The organism is Nocardioides lianchengensis, assembly GCF_900101465.1.
GTDB classification, from domain to species: Bacteria; Actinomycetota; Actinomycetes; order Propionibacteriales; family Nocardioidaceae; genus Nocardioides; species Nocardioides lianchengensis.
The window spans coordinates 160,308-182,816 of sequence record NZ_FMZM01000007.1; the positions used below are offsets into that span (position 1 = coordinate 160,308).

Genomic DNA, 22,509 nt, shown 5'->3' on the forward strand with positions numbered 1-22,509 from the left:
GGAGCACCACCATGTCCGTCCGCACCCTCGCGCGCCTCGGCGCGCCCGCCGCCGCCGTCGCCCTCGCCCTGAGCGTCGCCGGCCCCGCCGCCGCGCACGTCACCATCACCCCGACCGGGGGCACCGCCGCCGGGTCCTACACCGTCCTGACCGCCGCCTTCGGCCACGGCTGCGACGGCTCGCCGACCACGAAGCTCGCGATCCAGGTCCCGGAGCAGCTCAACGCCATCACCCCGACCCGGGTCGCGGGCTGGCAGGTCGAGAAGGTGATGGAGAAGCTCGACGAGCCGATCACCGACTCGCACGGCAACGAGGTGACCGAGCGGGTCGCCCAGGTCGTCTACACCGCCGACGAGCCGCTGGCCGACGGCTACCGGGCGGCCTTCGACCTCTCGCTGCAGCTCCCCGAGACCCCGGGCGAGACGCTGGCCTTCCCGACCATCCAGACCTGCGAGCAGGGCGAGACCGCCTGGACCGAGGTCGCCGCCGAGGGCGCCGAGGAGCCGGAGCACCCGGCGCCGAGCGTGACGATCACCGAGGCCGCGGAGGGCGGGGCCCACGGCGCGGCCGACACCGCCACCCACGAGGAGGACGCGGAGGGCGCCGAGACCGAGCCGGTCGCGTCGACCACCACCGAGGCGGACGCCGACGACGACGGCGGCAACGCCCTCGGCGTCGCCGGCCTGGTCGCCGGCCTGCTCGGTCTGGCGGCCGGCGTGACCGCGCTGGTCACCAGCCGCCGGAAGGCGTGACCCGCCTCCTGCGGCTGGTCCTCGCCCTCGTCGTCGGGCTCCTCGTGGCGGCGGCCGGCACCTCGCCGGCCGCCGCCCACGCCCAGCTGATCGAGAGCGACCCGGCCGACGGGAGCGTGGTGGCGTCCGCCCCGGACACCGTCACGCTGACCTTCAACGAGCCGGTCCGCCTCGAGCGGGCCAGGATCTTCGCCGCCGACGGGACCGAGCTCGACGTCGATGCCCGCTCCAGCGACAGCATCGTGACGATCGACCCGCAGGACGACCTCGGCGAGGGCACGGTCGTGGTCAGCTGGGAGCTGGAGTCGGCCGACGGCCACGTCGTCTCCGGCGCGCTGTCCTTCTCGGTCGGCGCCCCCTTCGCGGGCTCCACCGGTACGACGGGCAGCGCGTCCGGGACCGACGCCGGCCCGGACGCGACCGCGGCCGCGGTGCTCGGCCTGCTCGGGGCGGCGGTGGCCGTCGCCGGCCTGCTGCTGCGCCGACCGGTCCTGGTCCGCGGCGGCTGGACCGTCGCGGTGGCGGCCGCCGTCCTGTGGCTGCCGCTGCAGACCGGCGGCGGGCTGCGCGAGTCGGCGAGCTGGCTCGACGGGGCGCTGTCGTGGCGGGGGCTGCTGCTGGTCGGCACCCTGGCCGGCCTGGCGGGGGTCGTCTCCGCCGGGCGGCGGGCGACGCTGGCCCTCGGTGCGGTCGTGCTGGTCGCGGCCGGGACCGGGCTGGTCGTCGTACCCGGGCCGACGACGGTCGCGCCCGCGGTCGCCGCGCCCGCGGCCGGTCCCCAGGAGCTGACGGGCGCGCTCGGCGACGGCACCGTCACCGCGGTGGTGGACCGCGCCGACGGCGGGTCGACCACGCTCGAGCTGTCGGTCGTGGACGAGGCCGGCGAGCCGGTGGCCCCGGTCGCCGTCCCGGCCGTGCGGTTCCGCTCCGCCGACCTGGACATCGGCCCGATCGTGCTCGAGGAGGCCGGCCCGGGCGCCTGGACCGGCACCGCCACGCTCCCGACCGCGGGGGAGTGGACGCTCGAGGTCGGCGTCCGGATCACGGAGTTCGACAACCCGGTGGTTGACCTGCCCTTCACCATCGAGGGGTGAGCGGGCTCCGTCGTAGCGCCGACGACCTGCTGCGCGCCGCCACCGGCGCGCGGCGGGTCGTCCGGCTCTGCCCGGCGTGCGGCAGCGGCGAGCACGGTCGCCCGGTGGCGCTGGGCAGCGACGCCCACGTGTCGATCTCGTACGCCGGCGACCTGGTCGCCGTCGCCTGGTCGTACGACGGGCCGGTGGGGATCGACGTGGAGCTCGACATCGAGCAGGGCGCGGACCGCCAGGAGTGGACCCGTGTCGAGGCGCTGCTGAAGGCGACCGGCGAGGGGGTCCGCGCCTGGCCGGACGTCACGCTGCCCGACCTGCCGAGCCGGCCGATCGACGTCCCCCGCGGCTACGTCGGCACGGTGGTCGGGACCGGGGTCAGCTGGCGGCTGGCAGGTCCGGCAGCTCAGGCCGGTCCAGCCAGGCCATGAACAGCGCGGCGAGCGCGGCACCGGTGCGCTGCTCGGCGTACGCGACGAAGTCGGCGGTCGTCACCGAGCCGCCGGCGTGGTCGGCGACCCAGCCGCGCAGCAGGTCGAAGAACGCATCGTCGCCGACGCTCAGCCGGATCGCGTGCAGGGTGAGCGCGCCGCGCTTGTAGACCCGGTCGTCGAACATCAGCTCCGGGCCGGGATCGGCCAGCACCAGGTCCTGGTCGAGGCCGGCCAGCCGCTCGTGGTGGCGCCGGGCGTGGTCGTCGGCGGGCTCGCCGCCGGACCGCTCCGACCACAGCCACTCCGCGTAGCAGGCGAAGCCCTCGTGCAGCCAGATGTCACGCCACTCGCGCAGCGTCACCGCGTTGCCGAACCACTGGTGCGCGAGCTCGTGGGCGACCAGGCGCACGGCGCCCCAGTCGTCGCTGAGGAAGTTCCGGCCGAAGGTCGACAGCCCCTGCGACTCCAGCGGGATCTCCAGGTCGTCGTCGGTGACGACCACGGCGTACGACGCGAACGGGTAGGGGCCGAACAGCTCGGTGAACACCTCGAGCATCTCGGGCTGCCGCCCGAAGCCGGCGTCGAAGCCCTCGGCGGTCCCCTCCGGTACGGCGGCGGTCATCGGCACCGAGGCGTCGAGCTCGCGGACGTCGTACCGGCCGAGCTGGACGGTGGCCAGGTAGGTCGCCATCGGCTCGTCCTGCTCGTAGACCCAGGTGCGGGTCGCGCCGCGGCGGGCGCTGCTCGCGAGCCGGCCGTTGGCGACCACGGTGTAGTCGGGGTGGGTCGTGATCGAGAGCCGGTACGGCGCCTTGTCGTCCGGGCGGTCGTTGCAGGGGAACCAGGTCGGCGCGCCGTGCGGCTGGCCGGCCACGATCACGCCGTCGGTCAGCTCCTCCCAGCCGGCGTCGCCGTGGTGCTTCTCGACGAGCGGCTTGGGCTTGCCGGCGTACTTCACGGCCAGGGTGAACGTCGATCCGGCGCTGATCGGTGCCTTCAGGGTGAGCACCAGGCGGTTGCTTCGGGTGGCGTACTTGGCGGGCGGGCGGCCGTCGACGAGGACCTTCTCGACGTCGAGGTGGGCCAGGTCGAGCACGACCCGCGCCAGGTCCTCGACCGCGACCGCGGCGATGGTCGCCTCGCCGCGCAGCCGGTTGCCGTCGGCCTCGTAGGTGAGCGCGAGGTCGTAGCGGGTGGCGCTCCAGGAGGGGTCGCCGTGCCCGGGGAGGTAGGGGTCGGCGGTGGGGAGGTCGGACCCCCTCACGAGCCCGCCACCCACGGCCCGATCGGGTTGCCGATCCAGGTCGTCTTGTCGGGCACCGACTCGCCCCTCATCACCAGTGACACAGGGCCGACCGTAGCGTGGCGGCCCAGCGTGGCCGCGGGCAGGATCACGCTGTTCGGGCCGAGGGTCGCGCCGCGGCGGAGGGTGACCTCGTCGAGGCTGAGCACCCGGTCGTGGAAGAGGTGGGTCTGCACGACGCTGCCCTGGTTGACGGTGGCCCCGTCGCCGAGGTCGACGAGGTCGGTCTCGGGGAGCCAGTAGGTCTCGCACCACACGCCGCGGCCGATCCGCGCGCCCATCGCGCGGAACCACACGTTGAGCAGCGGGGTGCCGGCGACGGCCCGGGCGAACCACGGCGCGGCCAGCACCTCGACGAAGGTGTCGGCCAGCTCGTTGCGCCACACGAACGAGCTCCACAGCGGGTGCTCCCCGGCCCGGACGCGCCCGATCAGCAGCCACTTCGCGGCCACCGTGACGGCGGCCGCGAGCAGGCCGCCGGCGCTCAGCACCGGTCCGGCCAGCAGCAGCGCGACCAGGGGATGGGTCCGGTCGGCCAGGGCGACCAGGGACAGCGCGGCCAGGCCGGTCAGCGCTACCGCGGCCACCACCGGCACCAGCCGGCAGAGCTCGACCGCCCCGCGCAGCGCCTTCAGCGACGCCGGCGGCTGGTAGGTCCGCCCGGCGTCGGTGTCCTGGCTGACCCGCCGCAGCGGGGCGGGTGGGCTGCCGAGCCAGGACTCGCCCGAGCGCGCCTTGGTACGACGAGGTGCCGCCGAGAGCACGGCCACCAGCGACGCCTTGGGCACCTTGCGGCCCGGCGCCGCCATGCCGGAGTTGCCGACGAAGGCACGCTTGCCGATCTTGACCCGCTCGACGCGCAGCCAGCCGCCGCCCAGCTCGTAGCCGCCGATCAGGGTGTCGTCGGCCAGGAACGCCTGCCCGCCGACCTGGGTCAGCGACGGGATCATCAGCACTGTCGAGGCCTCGACGTCCTTGCCGATCCGGGCGCCCAGGGCGCGCAGCCAGGTCGGGGTGAGCTGGGAGGAGTAGAGCGGGAAGAGCCAGGTGCGGGCCTCGTCGAGGACCCGGACCGTCGTCCACACCGCGAGCGCGGGCGCGCTGCGGACGGGGTGCACGCCGGTGCGGACCGCGAGGCCGGCCACCCGGACCACCGCCCAGACCAGGCCGGCCAGCACCAGCAGGCCGACCACGGTCGAGACCGGCAGCCAGCCGGCCAGGCCGAGGACCTCGTCGTACCCCTGCGGGTCGGCCGCCAGCAGCGGTACGGCGAGGCCCGCGGCCACCGCGGCGACCGGCAGGCCGGACAGGAGCAGGGCGACGGCGGCGTAGGCGACCACCCAGGCGCGGTGGTTCGAGGGCCGGGCGTCCCAGGGGCCGCGGGCGTCGGTGGCCAGCCGGGTGGCGGGGGAGCCGGACCAGAACTCGCCGTCGGGGACAGCACCGAAGACCGCCGAGCCGGGGGCGACCTCCGCGCCGGCTCCGACGTCGGCGCCGGGGACCAGCATCGAGCGCGCGCCGACCCTGGCCCGCGCGCCGATCCGCACCGCGCCGAGGTGGAGCACGTCGCCGTCGACCCACGACCCGCTCAGGTCGACCTCGGGCTCGACCGAGCTGCCCTTGCCGAGGGTCAGGAACCCGGTGACCGGCGGCAGGCTGTGCAGGTCGACGTGCGGACCGACGTCGGCGCCGAGCAGCCGCGCGTACCAGGTCATGTACGGCGCCCCCGCGAGCGAGGTGGCCCCGAGCTCGTCGGCGACCCGGGTGGCCAGCCACAGCCGCAGGTGGACCTTGCCGCCGCGCGGGTGCTCGCCGGGCTCGACGCCGCGCAGCAGCAGTCGGGCGCCGGCCGCGGCGAGCAGCATCCGGCCCGGCGGGGCCACGAAGAGCAGCACGGCCAGGACCAGCAGCACGGGGTGCAGGGTCGGCAGCCAGTCGAGCCCGAGCCAGGCCAGGACCTGGCAGCCGATCGCCGCCCAGGTGAGCCAGCGCGGCCCGGCCAGCGCCCGCAGCCCGAGCAGCGCGACCACCTGGCCGGCCTGCGTCTTCACCGGCACGACCGGCACCGTGCGGTCGCTGGTCGGCCCGGTCTCGGCCATCCCGTCGAGGTACGTCGCCAGCGCCCCGACCGTCGGCTGCTCGTAGATGTCGCCGACCGCGACCTCGGGGTAGCGGGTCCGCAGCCGGGAGACCATCTGGGCCGCGGTCAGGCTGCCGCCGCCCAGGTCGAAGAAGTCGTCGTCGCGGCCGCGGACGCTCGCGCCCAGCACGTCGAGCCAGAGCTCGGCGACCCAGGCGGCGGTGCCGTCGAGGCCGGCCGCCCCGGGATCGGTCCGGGTGGGCAGCGGCCAGGGCAGGGCGTCCCGGTCGACCTTGCCGGAGGTGCGGGTCGGCAGGGTGTCGACGACGGCCAGCCGCGGCACCAGCGCCGCGGGCAGGTCGCGGCGCAGGATCTCCAGCGCCCGGGCCTGGTCGAAGGTGGCCTCGGTCGCGACGTAGCCGACCAGCAGCTGGTTGCCCGCGGCGCTGCGTCGTACGGCGGCCGCGGCCCCGTGCACGCCCGGCAGCTGGAGCAGCGCGCTGTCGATCTCGCCCAGCTCGATGCGCCGTCCGCCCAGCTTGACCTGGTCGTCGGCGCGGCCGCCGAACAGCAGCCCCGCGGGCTCGAAGGTGACCAGGTCGCCGGAGCGGTAGGCGCGGTCCCAGCCCAGCGTGGGCATCGGCGCGTACTTCTCGGCGTCCTTGGCGGGGTCGAGGTAGCGGGCCAGGCCGACGCCGCCGATGATCAGCTCGCCGGTCCCGCCCGGCGCGACGTGCTGACCGGCGGGGTCGACGACGGCCAGGTCCCAGCCGTCCAGCGGCAGCCCGATCGGCACCGGGCCGACGCCGGTCAGCTGCGCGCCGCAGGCGACGACGGTCGCCTCGGTCGGGCCGTAGGTGTTCCAGACCTCGCGACCCGGTGCGAGGAGCCGGGCGGCCAGCTCGGGCGGGCAGGCCTCGCCGCCCATGATCAGCAGCCGCACCCGCGCCAGCGCCTCGGCCGGCCACAGCGCGACCAGGGTCGGCACGGTCGACACCACGGTGACCCGGTTGGCCACCAGCCACGGACCGACGTCGATGCCGCTGCGCACCAGGGCGCGCGGCGCCGGGACCAGGCAGCCGCCGTACCGCCAGGCGAGCCACATCTCCTCGCAGCTGGCGTCGAACGCGACCGACAGGCCGGCCATCACCCGGTCGCCCACGCCGAGCGGCTCGGCCTGCAGGAACATCCGCGACTCCGCGTCCACGAACGCGCCGGCGCTGCGGTGGCTGACCGCGACGCCCTTGGGCGTGCCGGTCGAGCCGGACGTGAAGATCACCCACGCGTCGTCGTCGAGGCCCGGGTCCTCGGCCTCGCGCGGCGGCCCCGGACGTCGTACGGCGACGGCCAGGTCGTTGCCGACCATTGCGGCGACGTCGGCCTCGCCGAAGACCAGCCGGGCCCGCTCGTCGGGGTCGTCGGCGTCGACGGGCACGTACGCCGCCCCCGCGAGCAGGACGCCGAGGATCGCGACGTACAGATCGGTGGTGCCGGAGCCGACCCGGACGCCGACCTTGTCGCCGCGGCCGACCCCGAGCGCGTTGAGCTCGGCGGCCAGCTCGTCGGCCGCCTCGGCGAGCTCGGCGTAGGTCAGCGCGCCGGTGCCGGCGTCGACCGCCGGCTCGTCGGCCGCCTGGTCGACCGTGGCGCGGAAGACCTCGACGAGGGTGCGGGCGGGCGGGGCCTGGTCGCCGCGCAGGAGCGCGGCGGTCGGGTCGTGGGCGTCGGGCACGGGGACACGCTGCCGCATCGAGATGAACGGTAGGTGGTTACCGTGTCGGGGTGCCCCTCCCGTCCTGCCGGATCGAGTCCGACGGCCCCGGCCGGCTCCGCGTCGAGGGCGACCTCGACGAGCTGGGCGTCCCGGCCCTGCGCAGCGCCCTCGAGACCCACGGCGGTGTTCCTGCGCTGGTGGTCGACCTCAGCGACGCGTCGTACCTCTGCTCGCAGGCGGTGTCCGTCCTGGTCGGCGCCATCCGCGGCAGCGAGGCGATGGGCCGCAGCCTCACCCTCGAGGCCCTCGACGGCTCCATCGCCCACCGCGTCCTCCAGGTCCTCGCCATCCCCCACGAGGCCATCTGACCTGCGGATGGTGGCGGATCTATCCACAGGCGGAGTTGGTCAGGGGTGGAGGTGCCAGACCTCGGTGGCCTCGCGCCAGCCGGTGGCGGCGGGGTCGCGTCCGGGGTTGAACGGGGTCTGGCACGGGTCGGTGTGGGTCCACCACTCGCGGGTGACGGGGTCCTCGGCGATCCGGGCCATGTCGGCGGCGTGATCGGTGCCGACGTACTCGTAGTAGGCGAAGAGGGTGTCGTCGATCGCGAAGATCGAGTAGTTCGTGACGTGGCAGTCGCGGAGCGTCTGCTCGACCTGCGGCCAGACGGCGGCGTGCAGGCGGAGGTACTCCTCGCGCCTCTCGGGGACGACGTCGACGACCAGGCCGTGCCGCTCGGTCACAGGCCCCGCGCCTTCTGGGTCGGCAGTCGGCGGCGCTGCCACGCGTCGAGGATGTGCCGGTTCATGCTCTCCTGGGCCTTCGTGGCCTCGCGGGCGGCGATGGCGGCGAAGATCGCCTCGTGCTCGTCGAGCGTGACCTGGAAGTTGTCGCTCGGATCGACGCCGTGGTACCTCGTGCTCTCGAGCGCGCGGTCGAAGAGGATGCGCGCGATGCTCTCGGCCAGCCGGTTGCCCGAGGACGACATCACCGTCTCGTGGAAGGCGATGTCGGCGGCGCGGAACACGGCCTCGTCGTGCAGCGCCTCGCGCATCCGCTGCAGGTGCTCCCCGAGCTCCTTGAGCTGGACGTCGGAGCGCTGCTGGGCGGTGTCGGCCGCCATCACCGACTCCAGCTGGGCCCGGACGACGCTGAGCTCGTCGAGCACGCCGAGGGAGTCGTCGTGCTTGATCAGGGAGGTCAGCACGACCTGGTCGAGGATGTTCCAGGAGCTCGTCGGGCGCACCGAGGTGCCGCGCCCGCGGGCGATGGTGACCAGCCCCTTCTCCTCGATCCGCTTCACCGACTCGCGGATGACCGTGCGGCTGACGCCGAACTGGTCGCTGAGGGGCCCCTCGGGCGGGAGCAGGTCGCCCGGCTGCACCGCCCCGGAGACGATCGCGTCGACGAGGGCGTCGACGACCGCGACGCCGAGCATGGGCGACGGGTCACGCTTCTCGGCGAACGGGAAGCCGGGTCGTGCGTCGCTGGGCATGGCGGGAGCATAGGGCAACGAATCTCGTGACGTACGTCAAACGTATGACGTACGCTCACTGCGCTCGGCTGCCGGCGGGTCGCCACCCGCCAGTCGGCCCGCTGGTCGCCGGGCCTCGTTCGTTGGTCGAGGCGCTGCCCTGGCGGCCCTGCTCGCTGGTCGAGTAGCGAGGGGAGCGCTGCTCGTTGGTCGAGTAGCGAGCGCCAGCGAGCGTATCGAGACCCTCGGCGGTGTGGTCTCGATACGCCCCGCTCGTTCCTCGCGGGGCTACTCGACCAGCGAGGGGGGTGTTGCTGCTCGTTGGTCGACCAGCGAGGGGGGTGTTGCTGCTCGTTGGTCGAGTGGCGAGGGGAGCGCTGCTCGTTGGTCGAGTAGCGAGCGCCAGCGAGCGTATCGAGACCCTCGGCGGTGTGGTCTCGATACGCCCCGCTCGTTCCTCGCGGGGCTACTCGACCAGCGAGGGGGGCGTTGCTCGTTGGTCTCTCTCGCGAGCGCCAGCGAGCGTGTCGAGACCCGACGCGTCATCATCCCGATTCGTCCGACCGATCCCGCCGCCGGCTGAAGTCCTTCTTGGCCAATGCCGGCAGGCCGGCGTAGTCCTGTCGGATCAGGGCGAGTCGCTTCACGCGACTCCAGTTCTGGACCTGCTTCTCGCGGTGAAACGCCGCCCCGACGTTCTCGTGCTCCTCGTGCCAGACGAGCTGCACCGGGAGGCGGTGGCGGGTGTACGCCGCGCCCTCGCCGATCTGGTGCTCGTAGAGCCGGTGCTCCAGGTCGCGGGTGCTGCCGACGTAGAACGAGCCGTCGGAGCAGAGGAGCATGTAGGTGTAGGCCATGGCGAGGATGCTTGGTCGCATCGCGCGGCGGAGCAACGGTCCCCAGGGCGACCTGTGGACGGGGTCTCGATACGCCCCACTCGTTCCTCGCGGGGCTACTCGACCAGCGACAGGGTGAGGTGAGGGCTGGCGGGCCCTGTTCGTTGGTCTCTCTCGTGAGCGCCAGCGAACGTATCGAGACCCTTGGTGGTGGTCTCGATACGCCCCGCTCGTTCCTCGCGGGGCTACTCGACCAGTGAGAGGGGCGGGCTGCGCGATCGACGAGGGGTCAGGGGGTCGGGCGGCGGCGGTCCCAGGCGCGGGTGATGTGCTCGCCGATCGCGGCGGCGGCGCCGGCGGGGTCGCGGGCGAGCAGGCGGGCGAGGATCTCGGCGTGCTCGCCGTTGCTGGTCCGGCACCCCTCGGGGGTCGGGTGGCCGGCGTAGAGCGCGCTGGCGCGCGCCTCGTCGTGGACCGTTCGGACGATCGAGCTGGCCAGTCGGCTGCCGGCGGCGCGCATGATCCGGTCGTGGAAGAGCACGTCGGTCTCGATGAAGGCGTACGGCGTGGCGATCTCGCGCTCCATCCGCGCGTGCAGCTCGGCGATCTCGGCCAGGTCGGCGTCGCTCGCCCGGGTCGCGGCCTGGATCGCCAGCATCGACTCGAGGGAGGCGCGGACCCGGACCAGCTCGTCGAGGACGGCCAGCCCCTGCTCGTGGCGGCAGGCGGCCGCCAGCACGTCGGGCTCGAGGAGGTTCCAGTCGTCCTCGGGCCGTACGACGGTGCCGAGCCCCTGGCGGACCTCGACCAGCCCCTTGGCCTCCAGCAGCTTGACCGCCTCGCGGACGGTGCTGCGGCTGACGCCGAACGACTCGGCCAGCAGCGGCTCGGGCGGCAGCGCCTCGCCGACCCCGACCGCGCCGGAGACCACGGTGTCGATCAGGCTGGTGACGACGCCCTGCGCCAGCCGCTCGCGGGGACGTCGGGGAGTGGCCTGGACCGGTGTGACCCCGATCTCTCCCAAACGCTTGACGTCAGACATCATACGTTCGATGATAGCGCACGGCGGGGTTGTGGCAGCAGTCACAGCATCCACAAGATCCAGCGAAATCAGGAGGGCCTCCATGCCCGCAGCACTCTCCAACGGGACCCGGTCCCGTCGGTTCTCCACGCGGCTCGCCGCCGTGGCCATCGCGCCCCTGGTGCTGACCCTCGCCGCGTGCGGCGCGGCGTCGGACGACGGCGGCGGCAGCGAGGGAGGCGGCGAGAGCGGCAAGCTCGTCGTCTGGGACTGGAAGTCCGGCGACCCGACCGCGAAGGCCTACGTCGACGCGGCCAAGGCCGACTTCGAGAAGAAGCACCCGGACGTCGAGGTCGAGTTCGTCGCCCAGCCGTTCGACAACTACTACACGCTTCTCGGGACCGCGATCGAGTCGGGCTCCGGCCCGGACGTCGTGCTGTTCAACGGCGGCGCGCAGCTGCGCGACCGCGTGGACGCCCTGGTGCCGCTCGACGACTACCTCGGCGACAACGAGGAGCGGCTGGCCGGCTGGGAGGCGTTCCAGGACGCCGACCAGACCTACGCCGTCCCGATCACGCTGCAGGGCGAGCCCTTCTACTACAACAAGAAGATCTACGAGGAGGCCGGTCTCGACCCCGAGGCCCCGCCGACGACGTACGACGAGCTCACCGACGTCTGCGAGGCGATCGCCAAGATCGACAAGGACTGCTTCTCCCTGGGCAACAAGGAGGGCATCGGCATGGAGTTCCACCTGTCGACCTTCGGCCCGGGCGTCTTCACCCCCGAGCAGTACGACGCGTGGCTGGCCGGCGACCGCGACTGGTCCTCGCCCGAGGTCAAGCAGCTCTTCGAGATGTGGGTCCAGCAGAACGAGGACGGCTGGTTCAACGACGGCGTGAACTCGACCGCGATGTTCATGGACGAGTTCACCAAGTTCCAGGGCGGCGAGTCCGGCAACGTGGTCGGCCTGATCTCCGACGTCGCGCACTGGAAGAGCTTCGACGAGTTCCTCGGCGACGACCTCGGCGTCTACCCGGGCCCGATCGTCAACGAGGGCGGCCAGTCCTTGATGCCCGCCGAGGGCGGCATCGGGTACGGCGTGACCGAGTGGACCGCCGACAAGGAGCTGGCCTACGACCTGGTCGACAGCCTCTCCAGCACCGATGCGCTGACCGCGTTCTACGCCGACGCCGGCGCGATCGCCTCGGACACCACGATCGACACCTCCGACTCCGGCATCCCGGTCGTCGCGGACATCGTGTCCTGGCTGCCCGAGTCCAAGCCGAACCTGCACACCGTGCTCTCGGCCGACACCCTCGACCTGCTGCACCGCCTCTCGCAGCAGCTGATCGACGGCAAGGTCACCGTGGACGACGCGCTCGCGCAGCTGGCGGCGTCGGACAAGTGACCGACATGAACACCTCTCGCCTCGGCACCCGGACGGACGCCGGCGACCCCGGCTCCGCCCGGGTGCCGGGCGGGACCCCCGGTGCGACGACCCCTCCCTCGACCCGCACCGGTCAGCGGGCCGCCGGCTCCGGCCGGCGGCCCCGCTGGACCGAGGACCGGGTGGTGCCGTACCTGCTGGTGCTGCCCGCCGTCCTCATCGTGGTGCTGCTGCGCATCGTGCCGCTGGTGATGGGGGCCAACTTCTCCTTCACCGGCGACGGCGACGCCAACGGCGCCTGGGTCGGCCTCGACAACTACCGCACGCTGTGGGACGACGAGGTCTTCCGGACCGCGATGAAGAACGTGGGGCTGCTGCTGCTCGCGCTCCCCGTCGCGGTCGCGATCCCCGGCCTGCTCGCCACCTTCCTGTTCCTGAAGGTGCCGGGCTACCGGCTCTACCGCAGCGTCTACTTCTTCCCGGTCGTGCTCAGCCCGGTGATCATCGGCGCGATCTTCAACGTCGTGCTGTCCTTCGACGGGCCGGCCAACCAGCTGCTGGAGAAGGTCGGGATCGAGCCGATCGACTGGCTCGGCGACTCGACGTACGCCATGTTCACCGTGATCGGCGTGCACATCTGGGCGACCTTCGGCATGGCGCTGGTGATCTTCATGGCCGGCTTCGCCACCGTCGACCAGTCGCTGCTCGACGCCGCGCGCTCGGACGGCGCCAACCTGCGCCAGACCGTGTGGCACGTGATCATCCCCGAGCTCAGCCAGACCATCCAGTTCGTCTTCGTGACGACGATGATCGGGATGCTGACCGGGATGTTCGGCCTGCTCTACATCATGACCGGCGGCGGTCCGGGCGGGGCGACGTACCTGCCCGAGCTCTACATCTGGACCCAGCAGGGCCAGATGAACCGTCCCGCGCTGGCCTCGGCCGCGTCGATGGTGCTCTTCGTGCTGATGCTCGTCGTCGGCTTCGCCCAGCTGCGCCTCCTCAAGCGCGCGACCAAGGAGTCCTGATGGGTACCCGTGGTCTCAGCCGCTGGGTCATCGCGATCCCGATGGCGCTGCTCGCCATCGCGACGATCTACCCGCTGCTGTTCACCCTCAACGTCTCGCAGAAGACCCGGCGCGAGTACGTTCTCGACCGCTTCGGCCTGTCGAACACCTTCGGCCTCGACAACTTCGTCGACGCCTGGCAGACCTCCGGTCTCGGCACCTACGCGCTGAACTCGACCATCGTCACTCTCGGCAGCGTCGCGCTGCTGCTGGTCTTCGGGTCGATGGCCGGCTTCGCCTTCAGCCAGCTGCACTTCCGCGGCAGCAAGGCGGCGTTCCTGCTGATCCTCGGCGCGCTGCTGGTGCCGTTCCAGGTCGTGATGGTCCCGTTCTTCCGGGTCCTCGGCCAGATCGGGCTCCTGGACACCTACCCCGGGCTGGTGCTGGCCTACACGGCGCAGTTCCTGCCGTTCACGGTCTTCCTGATGACCAGCTACTACAGCCGGATCCCGGGCGAGATCATCGAGGCGGCCCGCATCGACGGGGCCAGCACGTTCGGCATCTACCTGCGGCTGATGCTGCCGCTGGGCCGCCCGGCGCTGGTCTCGGTCGGCATCCTCAACGCGCTGTTCTGCTGGAACGACGTGCTGATCTCGCTGCTGACCATGCAGTCGGCCGACCACCGGACGCTGATGGTCGGCGTGACCGCCCTGCGCGGCCAGTACTCCGACAACATCCCGCTCTTCGCGGGTGGCGTCGTGATGGCGGCGCTGCCCGTCCTGGTCGTCTACCTGTTCTTCCAGAAGCAGATCACCGACGGCGTCACCGCCGGATCGACGAAGGGCTGAGCCGATGCGCATCACCGGCTACCGGACCCTCTCGACCCTGCACCGCTGGGGCCGCCCGATCGGCGACGTCAACGGGTACGTCGAGTCCGGCAAGACCGTCGTCCCGGTCGTGCTCCTGGAGACCGACTCCGGCCTGACCGGGGTCGGCCTGGGCAGCCACACCGGCCTCGACACCGTGTTCCCCGCCCTGGAGGGCGAGGACCCGCGGGCCACCACCGCGCTCTACGACCGGATGCTGGCCTGGGTCTTCAAGTCCGGCCACGGCGGCGTGACGTTCGGCGCGATCGGCGCCTTCGACATGGCCCTGTGGGACCTGAAGGCCAAGGCCGCCGGCCAGCCGCTGTGGCGGCTGCTCGGCGCCCGCGACCACGTCGTCCCCGGCTACGCCTCCGGGCTGGACGGACCGCTCGACGACGAGCGGCTGCTCCAGGTCCAGCAGGAGTTCGCCGACCGCGGCTTCCGGGCCGTGAAGCTCAAGGGCGGGCTCGACATCGCCACCGACATCCGCCGGCTCGAGGCCGTCCGGGACCTGTACGCCGACGCCGCGGGCGGCCGTGTGCCCTCGCTGATGCTCGACGCGAACGAGTCGTGGTCGCGCAAGGAGGCGATCCGCTACCTGCACCGCATCGAGCAGCGGGTGCCGCTGGCCTGGGTCGAGGAGCCGGTGCGCCGCTGGGACGTCGAGGGTCACGCCCACGTCGTCCGGGCGGTCGACGCCGCGGTCGCGACGGGCGAGAACCTGACCGGCCTCGAGCAGTTCCGGCCGCTGATCCAGCACGCCGCGGTCGACATCGTGCAGACCGGCAGCGTCTGGGGCATCACCCACTTCCTGCGGGTGGCCGCGCTGGCCCACGCCTTCGAGCTGCCCGTCAGCCCGGTCGGCTACAACGCGAACCCGCTCGCGCACGCGGCGGCCGCCGTACCCAACCACCTGGCGACCGAGGTCCAGGACCTCGGCTTCCCGGAGGGGATCCGGGCCGACCAGCACTTCGAGGACGGGCACCTGGTCCTCGGCGAGGCCCCGGGCCTCGGCCTGGAGGTCGACGAGGCCGCGATCGCCGGTCTCGGCGAGCAGGCCGACTGGGGCCTCGGCACCGGACCGCACGTCCGCCCGCACCGCGCGGGCCGCCGGCTGATCTCGCCGGAGCCGCACCTCTTCGCACCCCTGGCCAACGGGGTCGCCACCACCGATGGGAGCCCCACGCTGTGACCGCCGTGACCTACGAGAAGGCCCAGCGCCTCTACCCCGGCTCGACCACCCCCGCCGTGGACGCCCTCGACCTGGAGATCCGGGACGGGGAGTTCATGGTCCTGGTCGGACCGTCCGGCTGCGGCAAGTCCACCTCGCTGCGGATGCTCGCGGGCCTGGAGGAGGTGACGTCGGGGTCGATCCGGATCGGCGACCGCGACGTGACGCACCTGCCGCCCAAGGACCGCGACATCGCGATGGTCTTCCAGAACTACGCGCTCTACCCCCACATGACCGTCGCCGAGAACATGGCCTTCGCGCTCAAGATGGCCGGCGTGGGCAAGGAGGAGCGGGCCGCCCGCGTCAAGGAGGCCGCGGCCCTGCTCGACCTCGACGCCTACCTCGACCGCAAGCCGAAGGCCCTCTCGGGTGGTCAGCGGCAGCGGGTCGCGATGGGGCGCGCGATCGTGCGCCAGCCACAGGTGTTCTGCATGGACGAGCCGCTGTCGAACCTGGACGCCAAGCTCCGCGTCTCGACCCGCACCCAGATCGCCGCGCTGCAGCAGCGGCTCGGGATCACGACGGTCTACGTCACCCACGACCAGGTCGAGGCGATGACCATGGGCGACCGGGTCGCGGTGCTCAAGGACGGCGTCCTGCAGCAGGTCGACACCCCGCTGGCGCTCTACGACAAGCCGGCCAACCTCTTCGTCGCGGGCTTCATCGGCTCTCCGGCCATGAACCTCATCGAGGGCGAGCTCCGCGAGGGCCACGCCGTCGTCGGCGGGCACGAGATCCCGGTCGACCGGGCCGCCGCCGCGGCCGCCACCGGTCCGGTCACCCTGGGCGTGCGCCCCGAGGCCTTCCGGGTCGTCGGCGAGGGCCAGGACGGGCTGCCGGTCAAGGTCACCCTGGTCGAGGAGCTCGGCGCGGACGCCTACGTCTACGGCACCTCCGGCGTCGAGGGCACGCCCAGCAACGTCGTCGTCCGGGTCCCCGGCCAGGTCGGCCACCAGAAGGGCTCGACCATCCGGGTCACCACCGACCCGACGGCCGTGCACCTCTTCGACAACGCCACCGGGCGGCGCCTCAACCCGTGAGGATCGACGCCCACCACCACCTCTGGGACCTGGCCCGCCGACCGCAGCCGTGGACGGCCGGCCTGGCCCCCCTCGAGCGCTCCTTCGCGTACGACGAGCTGCTGCCGCAGCTGGACGCTGCCGGGATCGACGGCACCGTCGTCGTGCACACCGTCGCCAGCGTCGAGGAGACCCACGAGCTGCTGGCCCTCGCGGCCGAGCAGCCGCGGCTCCTCGGCGTGGTCGGCTGGGTCGACCTGACCGCGGACTCCTTCGGCGCCGAGGTGGCCGAGGCCCGCGCGCTGACCGGCGGCGAGCACCTGGTCGGCGTGCGTCACCAGCTCCAGGTCGAGCCCGACCCGGACTGGCTCGCGCGGCCCGTCGTACGACGCTCGCTGGAGCACCTCGGCGAGGCCGGGCTGGCCTACGACGTCGTGGTCTCGCCCGCCCAGCTGCCGGTCGTCACCGCGGCGGTGGCGGTGACGCCGGGGACGACGTTCGTGCTCGACCACGCCGGCAAGCCCGGGCTCGGCGGCGACTTCGCCGACTGGGGTCGCGACGTCGCCGCGCTGGCCGCGCACCCGCACGTGTCGGTGAAGCTGTCCGGCCTGGTCACCGAGGCCGACTGGCGGGCCTGGACGGTCGCCGACCTGGTGCCCGCCGTCGAGACGGTGCTGGCGGCGTTCGGCGCCGACCGCGTCATGTGGGGCTCGGACTGGCCGGTGAGCCTGCTCGCCGACACGTCGTACGCCCGCTGGGTCGAGGTCAGCGAGAAGCTGCTCACGGGGCTCTCGGCGTCCGAGGCGGCCGCCGTCTGGGGCGGCACCGCCGCCCGCGTCTACGGGCTGGCGTCATGAGGACCCGCACGATCGGGCGCCGCGGGATCGCGCTGACCGAGCTCGGCTTCGGCGCGGCCTCCCTCGGCAACCTCTACAAGGCCACCCCCGACGAGGACGTGACCGCCGCGGTGGCCGCCGCCCACGAGGCCGGCGTCCGCTACTTCGACACCGCGCCGCACTACGGCCTCGGCCTCTCCGAGCGCCGGCTCGGCGCCGCCGTCCCCGGGCTGCCGGACGTGGTGCTGTCCACCAAGGTCGGTCGGCTGCTCGAGCCCAACCCCGCGCCCACCGGCTCCGACCTGGAGAGCGGCGGCTTCGACGTCCCCGACGACCTGGTCCGGCGCTTCGACTTCACCCGCGACGGCGTGCTGCGCAGCTTCGAGTCCAGCCTGCAGCGGCTCGGCGTGGACCGGGTCGACGTCGTCTACCTGCACGACCCGGACGACCACGCCGACGACGCCGTCCGGTACGGCGTCCCCGCGCTGGCCGAGCTGCGCGACCAGGGCCTGGTCGGCGCGATCGGCGTCGGCATGAACCAGGTCGCCGTCCCGCTGCGGCTGGTCGAGGAGACCGACGTCGACGTGGTCATGCTGGCCAACCGCTGGACCCTGCTCGACCGCTCCGGCGAGCCGCTGCTCGACGCGTGCGCCGAGCGGGGCGTCTCGGTGGTCGCGGCGGCGCCGTACAACTCCGGGCTGCTGGCCAACCCGCGGCCGCCCTCCGACGCGACCTTCGACTACCAGCAGGCCGACCCGGCGGTGCTGCGCCGCGCGCACGCCATGGCCGACGCCTGCGAGCGGCACGGCGTCAGCCTGCCCGAGGCCGCCCTCCAGTTCCCGCTGCGCCACCCCGCCGTGGTGTCCGTCGTCGCCGGCCTGCGCACCGCCGGGCAGGTCACCGAGTCGGTCCGCCGGCTCGGCGTACCGGTCCCGGACGCGCTCTGGGCCGAGCTCACCCCCGTCTAGAGGAGATCCCCATGCTCACCGCGTCGTACGTCGGCGACGGCACCCTGAAGGTCGCCGAGGCCGAGCCGGTCGCCCCCGCCCCCGGGGAGGTCCAGGTCGAGGTCGCGTACGTCGGCATCTGCGGCACCGACCTGCACATCCTGCACGGCGCCATGGACGCCCGCGTCGCGATGCCGGCGATCATCGGGCACGAGATGTCCGGGACCGTCGCCGCGCTCGGCGAGGGCGTCACCGGCTGGTCGATCGGCGACCCGGTCACGGTCATGCCGCTGGCCTGGGACGGGACCTGCCCGGCCTGCCGGGCCGGCCACCAGCACGTCTGCCAGCACCTCGACTTCGTCGGCATCGACAGCCCCGGCGCCCTGCAGGGCCGCTGGAACGTCCGGGCCGACCTGCTGGTCCGCCTCGGCGCCGACGTCTCGCTGCAGCACGGGGCGCTGGTCGAGCCGGTCGCCGTCGCGGTCCACGACGTACGGCGCTCCGAGGTCGGCCTGGGCGACACCGCGGTCGTCCTCGGCGGCGGGCCGATCGGCGTGCTGATCGCCGTCGTCGCCGCGGCCGCCGGGGCCCGGGTGCTGGTGTCCGAGCCCGACGCCGGCCGGCGCGCGACCATCGCGTCGCTCGGTCACGAGACCTTCGACCCGACCGCGGGCGACCTGGTCGCCCACGTGGAGGCCTGGACCGGCGGGGCCGGGGCGGACGTGGTCTTCGAGGTCTCCGGCGCGGCCCCGGCCGTGCTCGCGGCGACCGCGGTCGCCAAGGTCCGCGGCACGGTCGTGGTCGTGGCCATCCACCCGCAGCCGGTGCCGGTGAACCTGCAGCGCGTCTTCTGGCGCGAGCTGCGGATCCTGGGCGCCCGGGTCTACGAGCGGGCCGACTTCGAGCGGGCCGCGGCGCTGATCGCCGACGGGTCGATCCCGGCCGACACCATGATCACCGCCGTGCTGCCGATCTCCGAGGTGGCCGAGGCGTTCGCCTCCCTGGAGTCGGGTCGGGCCATGAAGGTCCTCGTGGACACCCAGGCGGTGCCGGCATGAGCGACCTCTTCGACCTGACCGGGCAGACCGCGGTCGTCACCGGCGCCCGCCGGGGCATCGGCCTCGCGATGGCGGTGGCGCTGGCCGAGGCCGGCGCCGACGTCATCGGCGTCTCCGCGCAGCTCGAGGACGACCCCGAGGTCGGCCGCCTGGTGCGGGCCGCCGGGCGGTCCTTCGAGGGGCGGCGCTGCGACTTCGCCGACCGGTCCGCCGTGCTCGCCCTGGGGGCGGAGCTGGCCGAGCGGGCGCCCGACATCCTGGTCAACAACGCCGGCACCATCCGCCGCCAGCCCGCCGCCGAGCACGCGCTCGAGCTGTGGGACGAGGTGATCGCGGTCAACCTGTCGTCGCAGTTCGCGCTGACCCAGGCGCTGGCGGCGCCGATGTTGGAGCGCGGCTCCGGCAAGGTCGTGTTCACCGCGTCGCTGCTGTCCTTCCAGGGCGGCATCAACGTGCCCGGCTACACCGCCTCCAAGTCCGGCGTCGCCGGGCTGACCAAGGCGCTGGCCAACGAGTGGGCCGGTCGCGGCGTCAACGTCAACGCGATCGCCCCCGGCTACATCGCCACCGACAACACCCAGGCCCTGCAGGACGACCCGGACCGCTCGCGCTCGATCCTGGAGCGGATCCCGGCCGGTCGCTGGGGCGGCGGCGAGGACCTCGCCGGCGCCACCGTCTTCCTGTGCAGCCGCGCCTCCGACTACGTCAGCGGCATCACGCTGCCCGTCGACGGGGGCTGGCTCGGCCGATGACCGGCCTGCTCACGATCGGCGAGACGCTCGGCCTGGTGGCGACCGGGCCGCTGCGGCACGCCACCACCGCGTCGGTCGGGATCGGCGGGGCGGAGAGCAACGTCGCGATCGGCGTACGACGCCTCGGCGGGCCGGCGACCTGGCTGGGCCGGGTGGGCGACGACCCGTGGGGCGAGCGGGTGCTGCGCGAGCTCCGCGCCGAGGGGCTCGTCGTGGTCTCCGTGTCCGATCCGGACGCCCCGACCGCGCTGATGACCAAGGAGCGGCGCAGCGCGCTGGCCACGACCGTGCTCTACCACCGGGCCGGCAGCGCGGGCAGCCGGCTGCGGCCGGCCGACGTACCGCCCGGGCTGGTGGACGACGCCGGTCTGGTGCACCTCACCGGCATCACCCTCGGCCTGTCGGACACCGCCCTGGCGACCGCGCTGCACGTGCGCGACCGGGCGGCCGGGGCCGGCGTACCGCTCTCGTTCGACGTCAACCACCGGGCCGGGGTCTGGGGCACGCGCGACGCCGCCTCGGTCTACCGGTCCTTCGCCGCCCGGGCCGCCGTGGTCTTCGCCGGCGAGGACGAGGCCCGGCTGCTGACCGGCACCGCGACGACCGACCCGGAGGCGCTGCTCGACGAGCTGGTCGCCGGCTGCGGGGGCGACGTGGTCCTCAAGCGCGGCGCCGACGGCTGCCTGGCCCGGATCGACGGCGTCGACCTCGCCGTCCCCGCGGTCGTCGTACCCGTCGTGGACACCGTGGGCGCCGGCGACGCCTTCGTGGCCGGCTACCTGGCCGAGCTGCTCGCGGGCCGCGACCCCGCGACCCGACTGGCGACGGCGGTGCGCTGCGGCGCGTTCGCCTGCCTGTCGCCCGGCGACTGGGAGGGCCTGCCCACCCGCGCCGACCTGGACACCCTCGACCGGCCCGACCCGGTCACCCGCTGAACCCACCTAGGAGAACACCATGCGTTTCGCCCGCCTCGGCCCCGTCGGTGCCGAGATCCCCACCGTGATCGTCGACGGCACCCACCTGGACCTGCGCCCGGTGACGGCCGACCTCGGGCCCGCGTTCTTCGCGGGCGGCGGCCCGGACGCCGTCCGCTCGGCGGTGGCGGCCGGTTCGCTGGTCCCGCTCGAGGGCGCGGCGGACCTGCGGGTCGGGGCGCCGATCGCCCGGCCGGGCAAGATCCTCTGCATCGGGCTGAACTACCGCGACCACGCGGCCGAGACCGGGGCCGCGATCCCTGAGGAGCCGGTGCTCTTCATGAAGGACCCGTCGACCGTGGTCGGCCCGTTCGACACCGTCTACGTGCCGCGGAAGTCCGTGAAGACCGACTGGGAGGTCGAGCTCGGCGTCGTCATCGGCACGAAGGCGCGCTACCTGGACTCGCCCGAGCAGGCGCTCGCGCACGTCGCCGGGTACGCCGTCTCCCACGACGTCTCCGAGCGCGAGTTCCAGCTCGAGCGCGGCGGCCAGTGGGACAAGGGCAAGAGCTGCGAGACCTTCAACCCGCTCGGCCCCGAGCTGGTCACGGCCGACGAGGTCGCCGACCCGCAGGACCTGCGGCTGTCGCTGTCGGTCAACGGCACCGTTCGCCAGGACGGCACCACCGCCGACATGGTCTTCGGCGTCGCGCACGTCATCTGGTACCTGTCGCAGTTCCTCGTCCTCGAGCCCGGCGACCTGATCAACACCGGCACCCCGGCGGGTGTCGCGATGGGCATCGAGGGCCAGCCCTACCTGCGCGCCGGCGACGTCGTCGAGCTCACCATCGCCGGCCTCGGCACGGCCCGGCAGACCTTCGAGCAGGCATGACCACCCCCGTGCCTCGTCCGGGGGAGTACGACGGCCTGGTCGCCGCCGTCACCGGCGGCGGCGCCGGCATCGGGGCGGCCGTCGTCACCGAGCTGCTCGCCCGGGGAGCGCGGGTCGCCGCCCTCGACCTGGACCCCTCCGCGGCGCCGGACGGCGCGCTGCCGGTCGTCTGCGACGTGGCCGACCGGGCGTCGGTCGACGCGGCCGTCGCCCGCGTGGCGGCCGAGCTGGGCGGCCTCGACGTACTCGTGAACAACGCGGGCATCTCCGCCGTCGGCACCGTCGAGGAGAACGACGACGCCACCTGGGCCCGGGTCCTCGACGTCAACGTCACCGGCATCGCCCGGGTGACCGCGGCCGCGCTCCCGCACCTGCGGGCGTCGTCCGCGGCGGCGGTCGTCAACCTGTCCTCGATCGCCGCCCTGAACGGGCTCCCGCAGCGCGCGCTCTACTCCGCGTCCAAGGGCGCGGTGATGTCGCTGACCTTCGCGCTGGCCACCGACCACGTCCGCGAGGGGATCCGGGTCAACTGCGTGTGCCCCGGCACGGTGCACACGGGCTTCGTCGACCGGCTGCTGCAGAACTTCCCCGACCCGGTCGCCGAGCGGGCCGCGATGGACGCCCGCCAGGCCACCGGCCGGATGGTCACCCCGGCCGAGGTCGCCCACGCCGTCGCCTACCTGGCCTCGCCCCGCAACGGCTCCACGACCGGCACGGCGCTCGACGTCGACGGCGGCGTCACGCACCTGCGGGTCCGGCCGAGCTGAGGCTAGGCGGGGTCGGGGAAAAACTGACGGGCCAGCGGGGTCCGGTGCACCGCCTGGAGGCGCTGGTGCGTCAGTTTTCTCCTCCCGGGGTCGCGGGCGGCCCCGGCCCCGGAAAACCGACGGGCCAGCAC

General features: G+C 73.7%; 22 protein-coding genes. 16 read left to right on the plus strand and 6 right to left on the minus strand.

Features of this window, described 5'->3' with window-relative positions; translation table 11 throughout:
* The first annotated feature begins 11 nt into the window (after positions 1-11).
* From BLT76_RS14005 to BLT76_RS14015, 3 genes are read left to right on the plus strand one after another with little or no spacing between them, the layout of a single operon-like run.
* Complete coding sequence (locus tag BLT76_RS14005; RefSeq protein ID WP_090857036.1) at positions 12-752, plus strand: YcnI family copper-binding membrane protein; 741 nt, start codon at positions 12-14, stop codon at positions 750-752.
* A complete protein-coding gene (locus BLT76_RS14010; RefSeq protein ID WP_090857039.1) occupies positions 749-1,846 on the plus strand; it encodes a copper resistance CopC family protein in 1,098 nt (365 codons plus the stop codon). The genes BLT76_RS14005 and BLT76_RS14010 overlap by 4 nt, the downstream gene beginning before the upstream one ends.
* Positions 1,843-2,271: a 4'-phosphopantetheinyl transferase family protein gene (locus BLT76_RS14015; protein WP_090857042.1), complete on the plus strand. Its 429-nt coding sequence runs from the start codon at positions 1,843-1,845 to the stop codon at positions 2,269-2,271. Before BLT76_RS14010 ends, BLT76_RS14015 begins: the two co-directional genes overlap by 4 nt.
* On the opposite strand, the gene BLT76_RS14020 is transcribed toward BLT76_RS14015, so the two are convergent.
* Positions 2,219-3,538: a M1 family metallopeptidase gene (locus BLT76_RS14020; protein WP_090857544.1), complete on the minus strand. Its 1,320-nt coding sequence runs from the start codon at positions 3,536-3,538 to the stop codon at positions 2,219-2,221. The two genes, BLT76_RS14015 and BLT76_RS14020, sit on opposite strands and share 53 nt — an antisense overlap.
* A complete protein-coding gene (locus BLT76_RS14025) occupies positions 3,535-7,407 on the minus strand; it encodes a Pls/PosA family non-ribosomal peptide synthetase (RefSeq protein WP_090857045.1) in 3,873 nt (1,290 codons plus the stop codon). Before BLT76_RS14025 ends, BLT76_RS14020 begins: the two co-directional genes overlap by 4 nt.
* A gap of 32 nt (positions 7,408-7,439) precedes the next feature.
* On the opposite strand from BLT76_RS14025, the gene BLT76_RS14030 reads away from it, so the two are divergent.
* Positions 7,440-7,739 (plus strand): STAS domain-containing protein, encoded by a 300-nt coding sequence (locus BLT76_RS14030; RefSeq protein ID WP_090857049.1) that lies wholly within the window; start codon positions 7,440-7,442, stop codon positions 7,737-7,739.
* A gap of 39 nt (positions 7,740-7,778) precedes the next feature.
* On the opposite strand, the gene BLT76_RS14035 is transcribed toward BLT76_RS14030, so the two are convergent.
* The 4 genes from BLT76_RS14035 to BLT76_RS14050 form a co-directional block, all read right to left on the minus strand.
* Positions 7,779-8,114 (minus strand): L-rhamnose mutarotase, encoded by a 336-nt coding sequence (locus BLT76_RS14035; RefSeq protein ID WP_090857051.1) that lies wholly within the window; start codon positions 8,112-8,114, stop codon positions 7,779-7,781.
* On the minus strand, positions 8,111-8,866 hold the full coding sequence (locus tag BLT76_RS14040; protein ID WP_090857056.1) for a FadR/GntR family transcriptional regulator: 756 nt from the start codon (positions 8,864-8,866) through the stop codon (positions 8,111-8,113). Before BLT76_RS14040 ends, BLT76_RS14035 begins: the two co-directional genes overlap by 4 nt.
* 524 nt (positions 8,867-9,390) lie before the next feature.
* Entirely contained in the window at positions 9,391-9,702 is a 312-nt protein-coding gene (locus BLT76_RS14045) for a GIY-YIG nuclease family protein (RefSeq protein ID WP_090857059.1), read from the minus strand.
* A gap of 268 nt (positions 9,703-9,970) precedes the next feature.
* Positions 9,971-10,726 (minus strand): FadR/GntR family transcriptional regulator, encoded by a 756-nt coding sequence (locus BLT76_RS14050; RefSeq protein WP_170867063.1) that lies wholly within the window; start codon positions 10,724-10,726, stop codon positions 9,971-9,973.
* A gap of 79 nt (positions 10,727-10,805) precedes the next feature.
* On the opposite strand from BLT76_RS14050, the gene BLT76_RS14055 reads away from it, so the two are divergent.
* The 12 genes from BLT76_RS14055 to BLT76_RS14110 are packed head-to-tail and all read left to right on the plus strand — an operon-like array spanning position 10,806 to position 22,378.
* The gene (locus tag BLT76_RS14055; protein WP_090857547.1) at positions 10,806-12,110 is read left to right on the plus strand and encodes an ABC transporter substrate-binding protein; all 1,305 of its coding nucleotides are present in this window, start codon (positions 10,806-10,808) and stop codon (positions 12,108-12,110) included.
* A gap of 5 nt (positions 12,111-12,115) precedes the next feature.
* Positions 12,116-13,117 carry a carbohydrate ABC transporter permease gene (locus tag BLT76_RS14060; RefSeq protein WP_090857551.1) on the plus strand — a complete coding sequence of 334 codons (1,002 nt, stop codon included), beginning with the start codon at positions 12,116-12,118 and terminating at the stop codon, positions 13,115-13,117.
* Positions 13,117-13,944, plus strand: a complete 828-nt coding sequence (locus BLT76_RS14065) for a carbohydrate ABC transporter permease (RefSeq protein ID WP_090857065.1) — start codon at positions 13,117-13,119, stop codon at positions 13,942-13,944. Before BLT76_RS14060 ends, BLT76_RS14065 begins: the two co-directional genes overlap by 1 nt.
* Positions 13,945-13,948: 4 nt before the next feature.
* A complete protein-coding gene (locus BLT76_RS14070) occupies positions 13,949-15,154 on the plus strand; it encodes a mandelate racemase/muconate lactonizing enzyme family protein (protein ID WP_090857070.1) in 1,206 nt (401 codons plus the stop codon).
* Positions 15,151-16,233, plus strand: a complete 1,083-nt coding sequence (locus tag BLT76_RS14075) for an ABC transporter ATP-binding protein (RefSeq protein ID WP_090857073.1) — start codon at positions 15,151-15,153, stop codon at positions 16,231-16,233. The genes BLT76_RS14070 and BLT76_RS14075 overlap by 4 nt, the downstream gene beginning before the upstream one ends.
* Entirely contained in the window at positions 16,230-17,069 is an 840-nt protein-coding gene (locus BLT76_RS14080) for an amidohydrolase family protein (RefSeq protein WP_090857076.1), read from the plus strand. The genes BLT76_RS14075 and BLT76_RS14080 overlap by 4 nt, the downstream gene beginning before the upstream one ends.
* Positions 17,066-18,016: an aldo/keto reductase gene (locus tag BLT76_RS14085; protein ID WP_090857079.1), complete on the plus strand. Its 951-nt coding sequence runs from the start codon at positions 17,066-17,068 to the stop codon at positions 18,014-18,016. The genes BLT76_RS14080 and BLT76_RS14085 overlap by 4 nt, the downstream gene beginning before the upstream one ends.
* Positions 18,017-18,027: 11 nt before the next feature.
* Positions 18,028-19,053 carry a zinc-dependent alcohol dehydrogenase gene (locus BLT76_RS14090; protein WP_090857083.1) on the plus strand — a complete coding sequence of 342 codons (1,026 nt, stop codon included), beginning with the start codon at positions 18,028-18,030 and terminating at the stop codon, positions 19,051-19,053.
* A complete protein-coding gene (locus BLT76_RS14095; protein WP_090857086.1) occupies positions 19,050-19,805 on the plus strand; it encodes an SDR family oxidoreductase in 756 nt (251 codons plus the stop codon). Before BLT76_RS14090 ends, BLT76_RS14095 begins: the two co-directional genes overlap by 4 nt.
* Positions 19,802-20,740, plus strand: a complete 939-nt coding sequence (locus BLT76_RS14100) for a sugar kinase (protein ID WP_090857089.1) — start codon at positions 19,802-19,804, stop codon at positions 20,738-20,740. Before BLT76_RS14095 ends, BLT76_RS14100 begins: the two co-directional genes overlap by 4 nt.
* A gap of 19 nt (positions 20,741-20,759) precedes the next feature.
* A complete protein-coding gene (locus BLT76_RS14105) occupies positions 20,760-21,611 on the plus strand; it encodes a fumarylacetoacetate hydrolase family protein (RefSeq protein WP_090857093.1) in 852 nt (283 codons plus the stop codon).
* On the plus strand, positions 21,608-22,378 hold the full coding sequence (locus BLT76_RS14110) for an SDR family NAD(P)-dependent oxidoreductase (RefSeq protein WP_090857096.1): 771 nt from the start codon (positions 21,608-21,610) through the stop codon (positions 22,376-22,378). The genes BLT76_RS14105 and BLT76_RS14110 overlap by 4 nt, the downstream gene beginning before the upstream one ends.
* The last annotated feature ends 131 nt before the right edge of the window (positions 22,379-22,509 follow it).

Excerpts from the sequence above, each read along its gene's own strand:
- BLT76_RS14005 (WP_090857036.1), top strand. The coding sequence starts at position 12 with ATGTCCGTCCGCACCCTCGCGCGCCTCGGCGCGCCCGCCGCCGCCGTC.
- BLT76_RS14025 (WP_090857045.1), bottom strand. The coding sequence starts at position 7,407 with ATGCGGCAGCGTGTCCCCGTGCCCGACGCCCACGACCCGACCGCCGCG.
- BLT76_RS14040 (WP_090857056.1), bottom strand. The coding sequence starts at position 8,866 with ATGCCCAGCGACGCACGACCCGGCTTCCCGTTCGCCGAGAAGCGTGAC.
- BLT76_RS14045 (WP_090857059.1), bottom strand. The coding sequence starts at position 9,702 with ATGGCCTACACCTACATGCTCCTCTGCTCCGACGGCTCGTTCTACGTC.
- BLT76_RS14050 (WP_170867063.1), bottom strand. The coding sequence starts at position 10,726 with ATGATGTCTGACGTCAAGCGTTTGGGAGAGATCGGGGTCACACCGGTC.
- BLT76_RS14055 (WP_090857547.1), top strand. The coding sequence starts at position 10,806 with ATGCCCGCAGCACTCTCCAACGGGACCCGGTCCCGTCGGTTCTCCACG.
- BLT76_RS14060 (WP_090857551.1), top strand. The coding sequence starts at position 12,116 with ATGAACACCTCTCGCCTCGGCACCCGGACGGACGCCGGCGACCCCGGC.
- BLT76_RS14065 (WP_090857065.1), top strand. The coding sequence starts at position 13,117 with ATGGGTACCCGTGGTCTCAGCCGCTGGGTCATCGCGATCCCGATGGCG.
- BLT76_RS14070 (WP_090857070.1), top strand. The coding sequence starts at position 13,949 with ATGCGCATCACCGGCTACCGGACCCTCTCGACCCTGCACCGCTGGGGC.
- BLT76_RS14085 (WP_090857079.1), top strand. The coding sequence starts at position 17,066 with ATGAGGACCCGCACGATCGGGCGCCGCGGGATCGCGCTGACCGAGCTC.
- BLT76_RS14090 (WP_090857083.1), top strand. The coding sequence starts at position 18,028 with ATGCTCACCGCGTCGTACGTCGGCGACGGCACCCTGAAGGTCGCCGAG.
- BLT76_RS14095 (WP_090857086.1), top strand. The coding sequence starts at position 19,050 with ATGAGCGACCTCTTCGACCTGACCGGGCAGACCGCGGTCGTCACCGGC.
- BLT76_RS14100 (WP_090857089.1), top strand. The coding sequence starts at position 19,802 with ATGACCGGCCTGCTCACGATCGGCGAGACGCTCGGCCTGGTGGCGACC.
- BLT76_RS14105 (WP_090857093.1), top strand. The coding sequence starts at position 20,760 with ATGCGTTTCGCCCGCCTCGGCCCCGTCGGTGCCGAGATCCCCACCGTG.
- BLT76_RS14110 (WP_090857096.1), top strand. The coding sequence starts at position 21,608 with ATGACCACCCCCGTGCCTCGTCCGGGGGAGTACGACGGCCTGGTCGCC.